Origin of the sequence: Kosakonia sp. SOY2 (assembly GCF_027109175.1) — a bacterium.
GTDB lineage: Bacteria > Pseudomonadota > Gammaproteobacteria > Enterobacterales > Enterobacteriaceae > Kosakonia.
In genome coordinates this window covers 75,215-86,159 of the sequence record NZ_JAPVXH010000008.1, presented here as the reverse complement: position 1 = coordinate 86,159, position 10,945 = coordinate 75,215, and the positions used below count along the sequence as shown (strand labels likewise).

Annotated in this window: 9 protein-coding genes; 3 read left to right on the top strand and 6 right to left on the bottom strand. The window is 54.7% G+C overall.

The genetic code is table 11. From position 1 onward, the window contains the following. Positions 1-52: 52 nt before the first annotated feature. The 4 genes from hemG to pepQ are packed head-to-tail and all read right to left on the bottom strand — an operon-like array spanning position 53 to position 4,045. Positions 53-595, bottom strand: a complete 543-nt coding sequence (gene hemG / locus O3S68_RS23265) for a menaquinone-dependent protoporphyrinogen IX dehydrogenase (protein ID WP_020456051.1) — start codon at positions 593-595, stop codon at positions 53-55. Positions 596-606: 11 nt separating this feature from the next. Then, on the bottom strand, positions 607-2,058 hold the full coding sequence (gene trkH / locus O3S68_RS23260; RefSeq protein ID WP_020456050.1) for a Trk system potassium transporter TrkH: 1,452 nt from the start codon (positions 2,056-2,058) through the stop codon (positions 607-609). A gap of 41 nt (positions 2,059-2,099) precedes the next feature. Next, positions 2,100-2,714, bottom strand: a complete 615-nt coding sequence (locus O3S68_RS23255) for an IMPACT family protein (protein ID WP_020456049.1) — start codon at positions 2,712-2,714, stop codon at positions 2,100-2,102. Next, the gene (gene pepQ / locus O3S68_RS23250; RefSeq protein WP_160271381.1) at positions 2,714-4,045 is read right to left on the bottom strand and encodes a Xaa-Pro dipeptidase; all 1,332 of its coding nucleotides are present in this window, start codon (positions 4,043-4,045) and stop codon (positions 2,714-2,716) included. The genes O3S68_RS23255 and pepQ overlap by 1 nt, the downstream gene beginning before the upstream one ends. Positions 4,046-4,234: 189 nt before the next feature. Between pepQ and fadB the strand changes: the two genes are divergently transcribed. Together fadB and fadA are read left to right on the top strand one after the other, a co-directional pair. Beyond that, positions 4,235-6,424: a fatty acid oxidation complex subunit alpha FadB gene (gene fadB, locus O3S68_RS23245; RefSeq protein WP_269232628.1), complete on the top strand. Its 2,190-nt coding sequence runs from the start codon at positions 4,235-4,237 to the stop codon at positions 6,422-6,424. A 9-nt stretch (positions 6,425-6,433) separates the two neighbouring features. Continuing rightward, entirely contained in the window at positions 6,434-7,597 is a 1,164-nt protein-coding gene (fadA, locus tag O3S68_RS23240; RefSeq protein WP_020456046.1) for an acetyl-CoA C-acyltransferase FadA, read from the top strand. A gap of 474 nt (positions 7,598-8,071) precedes the next feature. Here the strand turns inward: fadA and fre are convergent, their stop codons facing one another. Continuing rightward, entirely contained in the window at positions 8,072-8,773 is a 702-nt protein-coding gene (gene fre / locus O3S68_RS23235; RefSeq protein WP_017459763.1) for an NAD(P)H-flavin reductase, read from the bottom strand. Further along, positions 8,770-10,278: a 4-hydroxy-3-polyprenylbenzoate decarboxylase gene (ubiD, locus tag O3S68_RS23230; RefSeq protein ID WP_170956385.1), complete on the bottom strand. Its 1,509-nt coding sequence runs from the start codon at positions 10,276-10,278 to the stop codon at positions 8,770-8,772. Before ubiD ends, fre begins: the two co-directional genes overlap by 4 nt. A 170-nt stretch (positions 10,279-10,448) precedes the next feature. Between ubiD and rfaH the strand changes: the two genes are divergently transcribed. Next, complete coding sequence (rfaH, locus tag O3S68_RS23225) at positions 10,449-10,937, top strand: transcription/translation regulatory transformer protein RfaH (protein ID WP_017459761.1); 489 nt, start codon at positions 10,449-10,451, stop codon at positions 10,935-10,937. Positions 10,938-10,945 lie beyond the last annotated feature (8 nt).

Here is a 10,945-nt window from a genome sequence, read left to right as displayed (position 1 = left end):
GCATAAATTTAAAAAAAGTTTTCGTTCGCTTAATTTTCAGTCGTAACGGCCGCTAATCGGTCGATTTGCATTTTAATTGAGCGATTTCGCGGGCAAAACTCGCCACATGCTGCCAGTTGGTATAGACAACTTCCTTGGTGGGATCCGTTTCGCCACCGGTCATCTTCATAATCAGTTGAATCATCAAGCGGTCATACCAACGATAATGTGGATAACGCAACGCACCGGCAAATACCGCGCACTGATCTGGCTGCCACGGTGAAGAGAGCAAAAATTTACGGGTATAGTTATTGGTTTGCGGAGAGCTTTTCTCAGGCTTACGCGCAACAAGGTTAACGGAGTAGAACGCACTTGGTAGCGCATTCAGCTGCTGCAGGTGCTTTTTCACGAAGCTCGCCAGCGCCGGGTGGAAATGGCCGTAACGGATAGATGCACCAATCACCACGCGCTCGTAGTTATCCCATTCAATATCTGGCGTACGGTTCAGGTTCACCACATCAGCATAGACACCAAGCTCTTTCAGCTCGGACGCCAGATAAGAGGCGATTTCCCGCGTTTGCCCATCCCGGGTCGAAAATAGAATCAATGTTTTCACGTCACACTCCCTTATTCACGCCAGAAAGTTGGGGTAAACAGTACCAACAATGTGAAGACTTCAAGGCGACCAAACAGCATATTCGCGATGAGGATCCACTTCGCCACCGGGTTCATGCTCGCGAAATTATCAGCAACTACGCCCAGCCCTGGCCCCAGGTTATTCAGCGTGGCGACAACGGAAGCAAAAGCAGAAAAGTCATCCACGCCTGTGGCGATAATCGCCAGCATGCTGACAATAAACACCAGCGCATAAGCAGAGAAGAATCCCCACACTGCTTCAAGAATACGTTCCGGCAAAGCGCGATTCCCCAGCTTAATGCTGTAAACCGCATTCGGGTGGACCAGACGTTTCAGCTCGCGGTTACCCTGTTTGAACAGCAGCAATATACGGATCACTTTCAAACCACCACCGGTAGAACCCGCACAGCCACCAATAAACGCCGAACACAGTAGCAGCACCGGCAAGAACAGCGGCCAACGCGCAATACTGTCAGTAGTAAACCCGGCAGTGGTTGCCATCGACACCACCTGAAAGAAAGCCTGATTCACCGTCGTTACCGCAGAGCTGTAAACATCGTGGAACCACAGCACCACGGTGCAGATCACCACCAGCGTCAGTTGCACGCCGATAAACATTCTGAATTCAGGATCGCGCCAGTAAACTTTCAGGCTGCGCCCGCTCAGCAAAGAGAAGTGCAGGCCGTAATTACAGCCGGAGATCAATAAGAAGATAGCAATGATGGTGTTAATGGTGGGGCTATTGAAATAACCCACGCTGGCATCATGTGTCGAGAAGCCGCCAATGGCGATGGTCGCGAAGCTATGGCCGATGGCGTCAAAAGCGGGCATCCCGGCAAACCACAGCGCCAGCGCGCACGCTACGGTCAGCAACACATAAATAAGCCACAGCGTTTTTGCCGTTTCGGCAATACGCGGACGCATTTTGTTATCTTTCAGTGGCCCTGGCATCTCCGCGCGGTAAAGCTGCATCCCCCCCACGCCCAGAATCGGCAGTATCGCGACCGCCAGGACAATGATCCCCATACCACCAAACCATTGCAGCATCTGGCGGTAGAAGAGGATGGCATGCGGCAACGAATCCAGACCCACCAGCGTGGTGGCTCCGGTTGTCGTCAGACCAGAGAAGGATTCAAAAAAGGCGTCGGTCACCGTCAGGTTCGGGCTTTCCGAGAAAATAAACGGCAGCGCACCCACACTCCCCAGCACGGTCCAGAACAGCACGACGATCAAAAAGCCTTCGCGGGATTTCAGTTCCTTTTTCTCCCGACGGTTTGGCCACCACAGGATGGAGCCAATTACCAACGCAGCGAAAAAGGTCTGGGTAAATGCACGACCCGCACCATCGCGGTAAATAAGGGCTACCAGTCCGGGTAAGATCATCGTTCCGGAAAAGAGGATAACCAGCAGTCCAACGATTCGGGTTATGGCGCGAAATTGCATCTCTGCCGCTTCCTTAGGTGTTCAGAAAATCAGGTGGGGGATTATTCTTCAGTTTTTAACAATTGCAATGCGCCACGACTAAAATCCGCAAGCCTTGCTGAAAATGCGTCCAGTCTGCTGTGAGGAAGCGCCACTCGCAGATGCACGGAGGCCTGATACTCGCTTGCGACAATTTTCCCCTCAAATTGCCCAAGCAGCGTTTCAACTCCGGCGAGCTGTGCGTAATCGCACCACAAAGTATATTCGGTTAATGGCATTTTGCGGACGGTGGTTAACAGGCTTAACGCCTGCTGCACCCCGCCGCCATAAGCTTTCACCAGCCCACCGGTTCCCAGCAGCACGCCGCCATAATATCGCACAACTACGGCGGTAATTTCGCCGATACCGCTGCCCATTAACTGCGAGAGTATCGGTTTACCCGCCGTGCCTGCCGGTTCGCCATCGTCAGAAAAGCCTAACTGCTGCGAATCATCCGGCGCGCCAGCGACCCACGCTACACAGTGATGACGCGCGTCCGGATGTTCCGCCCGAACCGCGTCAACAAACGCTTTTGCTGCGTCAACACCGTCCGTATGCGCCAGCAGCGTAATAAAGCGGCTCTTTTTGATCTCCTCGCTAAAGGTGACCGGTGCCGCCGGGATCAGCCAGCTCTCCATTACGCCAGCTTCTGGTCCCGCGTCATGTTTTCAATACCGTTTTCGTGGATAACCACGTTATCTTCAATACGAATGCCGCCAAACGGTTTCAGCGCATCAATCTTCTGCCAGTTAAAGTGCTTGCTGAGCGGGCCATCGCGCCACGGCGCTAACAGCGACTCAATAAAGTAAATACCCGGCTCGATGGTCAGCACCATGCGCGGTTCCATCACACGCGTGCAGCGCAGATACGGGTATTTCGATGGCGCAGCCAGATGCGTACCGCTGTCGTCTTGCATAAAACCAGCGACATCATGCACTTGCAAGCCAAGCGGGTGACCAATACCGTGCGGCATAAACGGCCCGGTAATGTCCTCCTCAACCATGGCTTCTTCACTGATATCGGTGATGATTTGGTGGCGACGCAGCAACTTCGCGATGCGCTGATGGAACTGCACATGGTACTCCACGTAATTGACACCCGCTTTCATGGTGGCAATCAGCGCCAGTTGTTCATCATTAACGTCTTTCACCAGTTGCGCGTAATCGGTGTCGCTGTTCGCCGCCCAGGTACGGGTCAGGTCAGCGGCATAGCCGTTGTACTCCGCGCCAGCGTCCAGCAAGAAACTGCGCATTTCCGCCGGTGCGCGATGGTCGAGCCTGGTGTAATGCAGTACAGCAGCGTGTTCGTTCAGCGCCACAATGTTGCCATAAGGCACGTCAGTATCGCGATGGCCGGTGGCGGTCAGATAGGCGAGATTGATGTCGAACTCACTCATGCCAGACTGGAACGCTTCATGCGCGGCGCGATGACCAATCACCGCCGTCTTCTGCGCTTCACGCATGCACGCCAGTTCATAATCGGTTTTATAAGCGCGGTAATAGTGCAGATAATCGATCACCCCTTTCGGGTTGATATTGCTTGCCGCGATATCAAGGCTCAACGCGCGTTCCGCAACAGGTCCAATATAAGCGATGTTGCCACGTGCGGCTGGCAGTTGGTTGCCAATACCGTCCGCTTTTGGCAACGCAATAACGTCAATCTCTTCGGTCCAGAAACTGGTCGGCAGCGGCTCTACGTTGTGCCAGTAGTCCACCGGCAAGTAGAACCACAGCTTCGGTTTATTCACGCCATCAACCAGCAGCCAGCAGTTCGGCACCTGCGTTACCGGCACCCAGGCTTTAAATTGCGGGTTCACTTTAAACGGATAAGGGTGGTCATCAAGAAAGACGTTAAACAACTCGCCGGAGTGAATAAGTAATGCGTCGAGTTTAAACCGCGCCAGCACATCACGGGTGCGTTCCTGTAAAGTAACAATATGATTTTTATAAAGTTCAGCCAGTGAGTCCATCGTTTTTCCTTCTGTTTCTTGTGACCTCAAGTTTTCGCATCTTAGCACACCTGCCTGCAACTGAGTGATTTCCGCCGAGCGTGATCGGCGCTGCATTTTTTTAATGAGTTGTTTGCATTTTATTAACATAAAAACCACACTCCGCTTCATCTGGTACGACCAGATCACCGCTGGATTCAGGAGACTGACATGCTCTACAAAGGCAATAACCTGTACCTCGACTGGCTGGAAGACGGCATCGCCGAACTGGTGTTCGATGCGCCTGGCTCAGTTAACAAGCTTGATACCGCTACCGTCGCCAGCCTTGGCGAAGCGGTAGGCGTGCTGGAAAAGCAATCAGATTTAAAAGGGCTGCTGCTACGCTCGGAAAAAGCGGCCTTTATTGTCGGTGCCGATATCACCGAGTTCCTCTCCCTGTTCCTGGTTCCGGAAGAACAGTTGAGCCAATGGCTACACTTCGCCAACAGCGTCTTTAACCGTCTGGAAGATCTGCCCGTTCCGACGATCTCCGCCGTAAATGGCTATGCCCTCGGTGGCGGCTGCGAATGTGTGCTGGCGACAGACTACCGCTTAGCCACGCCGGATCTGCGCATTGGCCTGCCGGAAACCAAACTCGGCATTATGCCGGGCTTTGGCGGATCGGTGCGTATGCCACGTTTGCTGGGTGCCGATAGCGCACTGGAGATCATCGCCGCCGGGAAAGATGTCGGCGCGGAACAAGCGCTGAAAATCGGCCTGGTCGATGGCATCGTCAAACCGGAGAAATTGCGCGATGGCGCGGTGGCGATCCTGCGTCAGGCGATTAATGGCGATCTCGACTGGAAAGCCAAACGCCAGCCGAAACTGGAGCCGTTGAAGCTGAGTAAAATCGAAGCCGCCATGAGCTTTACCATCGCCAAAGGCATGGTGATGCAAACCGCCGGAAAACATTACCCGGCGCCGATCACTGCGGTTAAAACCATTGAAGCCGCCGCCAGATTTGGCCGCGAAGAAGCGCTGAAGCTGGAAAACCAGAGTTTTGTTCCGCTCGCACATACCAACGAAGCCCGCGCGCTGGTCGGCATTTTCCTCAATGACCAGTATGTAAAAGGCAAAGCGAAGAAACTCACCAAAGATACTGAAACGCCAAAACATGCTGCTGTGCTGGGTGCTGGCATTATGGGCGGCGGTATCGCTTACCAGTCGGCCTGGAAAGGCGTGCCGGTATTAATGAAAGATATCAATGAGAAATCCCTCGCGCTTGGCATTAATGAAGCGGGTAAGTTGCTGAATAAGGAGCTTGAACGCGGCAAGATCGATGGCCTGAAGCTGGCGAACGTGATTGCCACTATTCAGCCAACGCTGGAATACGCTGGTTTTGAGCGTGTCGATGTGGTGGTTGAAGCGGTGGTAGAAAACCCGAAAGTGAAAAAAGCGGTGCTGGCGGAAACAGAAGACAAGGTTCGCCCGGATACCGTTTTGGCCTCCAACACCTCCACCATTCCCATCAGCGAACTGGCAAGTGTGCTGAAGCGGCCGGAAAATTTCTGCGGCATGCACTTCTTCAACCCGGTGCACCGTATGCCGCTGGTTGAGGTCATTCGCGGCGAGAAAACCTCTGACAACACCATCGCGAAAGTGGTGGCCTGGGCGAGCAAAATGAGCAAAACGCCGATTGTGGTCAACGACTGCCCCGGCTTCTTTGTGAACCGCGTGCTGTTCCCCTACTTTGCCGGTTTCAGCCAGTTGCTGCGCGACGGCGCGGATTTCCGCAAAGTCGACAAAGTGATGGAAAAACAGTTCGGCTGGCCGATGGGCCCGGCTTATCTGCTGGATGTCGTCGGCATTGACACCGCACATCACGCACAGGCAGTGATGGCGGCTGGATTCCCGCAGCGAATGCAGAAAGATTATCGCGATGCGATTGACGCGCTATTCGACGCTAACCGCTTTGGACAGAAAAATGGCCTCGGTTTCTGGCGCTATAAAGAAGACAGCAAAGGCAAACCGAAGAAAGAAGAAGACAGCGCCGTGGACGGTATGCTGGCGGAAATCAGCAAAGGCAAACAGGATTTCAGCGAGGACGACATTATCGCGCGCATGATGATCCCGATGGTCAACGAAGTGGTGCGTTGCCTTGAAGAAGGCATTATCGCCAGCCCCGCAGAAGCAGATATGGCGCTGGTTTACGGCCTGGGCTTCCCTCCGTTCCACGGCGGTGCGTTCCGCTGGCTGGATACGCTCGGCAGCGCGAAATACCTCGATATGGCGCAGCATTATCAGCACCTTGGCCCGCTGTATGAAGTGCCGGCCGGGCTGCGTGAAAAAGCACGCCACAACGAACCTTACTATCCTGCGGTTGAACCTGCGCGCCCGGTGGGCGATTTGAAAACGGCTTAAGGAGTCACAATGGAACACGTTGTCATTGTCGATGCGATTCGCACCCCGATGGGCCGTTCAAAAGGCGGCGCATTTCGCAATGTGCGGGCGGAAGATCTTTCCGCTCACCTGATGCGTAGCCTGCTGGCGCGTAACCCGGCGCTGGACGCCACCGCCATCGACGACATTTACTGGGGTTGTGTGCAGCAGACGCTGGAACAGGGCTTCAACATTGCCCGTAACGCCGCGCTGCTGGCTGAGATCCCACATTCTGTACCCGCCGTAACGGTTAACCGTCTTTGCGGCTCCTCAATGCAGGCGTTGCACGATGCCGCGCGTATGATCATGACCGGCGATGCGCAGGTTTGTATGGTCGGCGGCGTGGAACATATGGGCCATGTACCGATGAGTCACGGCGTTGATTTTCATCCGGGCATGAGCCGTAACGTCGCGAAAGCGGCTGGAATGATGGGGCTTACCGCGGAAATGTTATCGCGCATGCACGGCATCAGCCGTGAAATGCAGGATGCCTTTGCCGCTCGCTCCCATGCCCGCGCCTGGGCCGCGACGCAATCCGGTGCGTTTAAAAATGAGTTAATCCCTACCGGCGGCCACGATGCGGACGGCGTACTGAAACAGTTTACCTATGACGAAGTGATCCGCCCGGAAACCACGGTCGAAGCACTGTCAACGCTGCGCCCGGCCTTTGATCCGGTAAGCGGCACCGTTACCGCTGGCACCTCTTCCGCGTTGTCAGACGGTGCATCAGCCATGCTGGTGATGAGCGAGAGCCGCGCCCGTGAGCTAGGTCTGAAGCCGCGCGCGCGCATTCGTTCGATGGCGGTGGTTGGCTGCGATCCGTCGATCATGGGCTATGGCCCGGTTCCGGCTTCTCAACTGGCGCTGAAAAAAGCCGGATTGACCGCCAGCGATATCGACCTGTTTGAGATGAATGAAGCGTTTGCCGCGCAGATCCTGCCGTGTATTAAAGATCTGGGCCTTATGGAGCAGATCGATGAGAAGATCAACCTCAACGGCGGCGCGATTGCGCTTGGTCACCCGCTGGGCTGCTCCGGAACACGTATCAGCACCACGCTGCTGAACCTGATGGAACGTAAAGACGCACAATTTGGTCTGGCGACCATGTGCATCGGGTTAGGTCAGGGGATCGCTACGGTGTTTGAACGCGTTTAGCGCTTCAGGCAGGAAAAGTGCTATCTCAATACCATGAACGCCAGAGCAAGGCAGCAACAGAGCGGATCCCCGGCACGCAGCCGGGGTGAGCAAAAGCAGCCAGCAGTGCGGATGGCGATTAGGGCAAAGAGAAAAGGTCTGTCAAGCCATTGGTGCCAGAGCAAGACGGCAACTGAGTGAATACCCGGCAGCATAGTGGTATGTAACCGGGGTGAGCGAAAGTAGCCAACACGCGATGGCGTCAAGGGTAAAGAGAAGGTTTAGTTGCCGTTCTTCCCGCCTGTCAGGGGCGGGTTTTTTATTTCTGTTATCCGGCAGGCAACCACCGCATAGAGTAAAGAGGAAAGGCGATATCAAAGCTGCTGGCGGCAGATCAGGGCAGGAATAAATCATTCCCCGGCAGCATAGTGAACTATGTGACCGGGGAAAGCGAAGGCAGCCAGCGCGGCCAGAGTGACAAAGGTGAAGACAGGCTTAGATAAACGCAAACGCATCGCCAAACAGGCGATCTTCACGCGCACCGCGCTCATTACAGAACAGATCGCGGGCAATTTTCGCCATCTCGAAACGGCCTGCAATATAGATATCGTGCTCGGCCAGCGAACCGAAATCCTGCAATACCGCAGCCAGCACGGTGCCAGAGCGGCCGCGCCAGCCCGCTTCCGGCTGCTCAACGACGGGCACAACACGCAGATTCGGATGATCTACCGACAACGCTTCCAGCTCGCTTAAATCGTAGAGATGTTTCTCTTCGCGACCACCCCAGTAAATGGTGATGTCACGATTCGGGTTTTGCGCCAGAGAAGTCAGCAAAATAGAGCGGACATAGGAGAAGCCGGTACCACCGGCAATCAGCACCATCGGACGCTCTTCATCGTCACGCAGCCAGGCCTCGCCGTGCGGAATATCGATAACGATTTCCCGATCTTTCAGAATGCGATCCATCACCGCCATCGCGTAGAGATTCAGCTCAGACGCGCCAATATGCAGTTCGATAAAATCATGCTGATCCGGCGTCGAGGCCATAGAGAACGGGCGCTTGTCTCGCTCATCCATCACCACCATCAGATACTGGCCCGCGCGGAACGAAAAAGCCGCCTCCGGCACTAAACGGACACGATATACGGTATCAGTGATGGCCTCTACCGAGGTCACTTTACAGCTTAAGGTTGTCATGCGCTCTCTCTGTCGGGTCTATTTTCGTCGTTCAGTATGGCCAGTTCATCCCAGATGGCGTCGATTCTTGCCGTAACTTCCGGGTCTTTCTTGATGGGGCGGCCCCATTCACGCTGGGTCTCGCCCGGCCATTTATTGGTGGCATCCAGTCCCATTTTGGAGCCCAGTCCGGAAACCGGCGAGGCAAAATCCAGATAATCAATCGGCGTGTTTTCCACCAGAACCGTATCCCTCGCAGGATCCATTCGGGTGGTAATCGCCCAAATAACGTCATTCCAGTCGCGGGCGTTCACATCGTCATCGCACACGATCACAAATTTGGTGTACATAAACTGACGCAGGAAAGACCAGACGCCCATCATCACGCGCTTGGCGTGACCGGGGTACTGTTTCTTCATGGTGACTACCGCCAGGCGATAGGAGCACCCTTCCGGCGGCAGGTAAAAATCAACGATTTCCGGGAACTGCTTTTGCAGGATCGGCACGAACACTTCGTTTAGTGCCACGCCCAGCACTGCCGGCTCATCTGGCGGACGGCCAGTATAAGTGGAGTGGTAAATCGCATCTTCGCGCTGCGTAATATGGGTAACCGTAAACACCGGGAAATTATCAACTTCGTTGTAATAACCGGTGTGATCGCCATACGGCCCTTCCGGCGCCATCTCACCCGGCTCAATATAGCCTTCCAGCACGATTTCTGCACTGGCGGGAACTTCAAGATCGCTGGATACGCACTTCACCACTTCGGTTTTTGTGCCGCGCAGAAGCCCGGCGAAAGCATATTCAGAAAGCGTATCCGGCACCGGCGTTACCGCACCAAGAATGGTTGCCGGATCGGCGCCCAGCGCCACAGCAACCGGGAAACGTTCGCCAGGATGCGCTGCCTGCCACTCCTGGAAATCGAGCGCACCGCCGCGATGGGAAAGCCAGCGCATGATTAATTTGTTTTTACCGATCAGCTGTTGGCGATAAATACCCAGGTTCTGCCGCTCTTTGTGCGGGCCACGCGTCACGGTCAACCCCCAGGTGATCAGCGGCGCGGCGTCTTCGGGCCAGCACTGCATAATCGGGATGTTGCGCAGATCCACGTCATCACCCTGCACTACTTTTTGCTGGCAAGGAGCACCGCGCAGACGCTTTGTCGGCATGTTCAGCACTTGCTTAAACTGCGGCAGTTTATCAAAGAGATCGCGAAAACCTTTTGGCGGCTCCGGTTCTTTGAGAAACGCCAGCAGTTTGCCCACGTCCCGCAACGCGCTGACATCCTCTTGCCCCATGCCCAGCGCTACGCGGCGCGGCGTGCCAAATAAATTGCACAGCACCGGCATGGTGTAACCTTTGGGATTTTCAAATAACAACGCCGGGCCACCCGCACGTAGCGTGCGATCGGCTATTTCCGTCATTTCCAGATAAGGGTCAACCGGAAGAGTGATGCGTTTCAGCTCGCCCTGCTGCTCAAGCAGGGTCAGGAAGTCGCGTAGGTCGTTGTATTTCATGCGGTCTATTATCGCCTCCAGGTAAGGGGCATATTATACGGTGTTCGCCCGGCGGTTGCTGTATTTTTGTTAAATCTGCGTGAATTACAACGACATCTTTTGGCGCAGGTTATAATCAACTTAGCCATCATGCTGCGGTTTTGATATTCTTGCGCCCGAACTTACGGAAAAGAGTCATTATGCGATCCTGGTATCTACTTTACTGCAAACGTGGCCAGCTCCAGCGCGCCCAGGAACACTTAGAACGCCAGGCGGTCAGCTGTCTGACGCCTATGATTGCACTGGAAAAAATGGTGCGCGGCAAACGCACAACAGTGAACGAACCTCTTTTCCCGAACTATTTGTTTGTGGAGTTTGATCCTGAGGTGATTCATACCACCACGATCAACGCCACGCGCGGCGTCAGCCATTTCGTCCGCTTTGGTATGCATCCGGCAACCGTTCCGCAATCCGTTATTCAGCAACTTTCGCTCTATCAGCCAGAAGGGATTACCGACCCTGACACGCCTTATCCAGGCGATGATGTGGTGATCACCGAGGGCGCACTCGAAGGTTTACAGGCAATCTTTAAAGAGCCGGACGGCGAGGCGCGCTCCATGCTCTTACTCCACCTGCTTAACAAGCAGGTACTGCAAAGCGTCAAGAACACCGATTTTCGCAAGGCGTGAGCGTCGCG

Excerpts from the sequence above, each read along its gene's own strand:
- trkH (WP_020456050.1), bottom strand. The coding sequence starts at position 2,058 with ATGCAATTTCGCGCCATAACCCGAATCGTTGGACTGCTGGTTATCCTC.
- O3S68_RS23255 (WP_020456049.1), bottom strand. The coding sequence starts at position 2,714 with ATGGAGAGCTGGCTGATCCCGGCGGCACCGGTCACCTTTAGCGAGGAG.
- pepQ (WP_160271381.1), bottom strand. The coding sequence starts at position 4,045 with ATGGACTCACTGGCTGAACTTTATAAAAATCATATTGTTACTTTACAG.
- fadB (WP_269232628.1), top strand. The coding sequence starts at position 4,235 with ATGCTCTACAAAGGCAATAACCTGTACCTCGACTGGCTGGAAGACGGC.
- fadA (WP_020456046.1), top strand. The coding sequence starts at position 6,434 with ATGGAACACGTTGTCATTGTCGATGCGATTCGCACCCCGATGGGCCGT.
- fre (WP_017459763.1), bottom strand. The coding sequence starts at position 8,773 with ATGACAACCTTAAGCTGTAAAGTGACCTCGGTAGAGGCCATCACTGAT.
- rfaH (WP_017459761.1), top strand. The coding sequence starts at position 10,449 with ATGCGATCCTGGTATCTACTTTACTGCAAACGTGGCCAGCTCCAGCGC.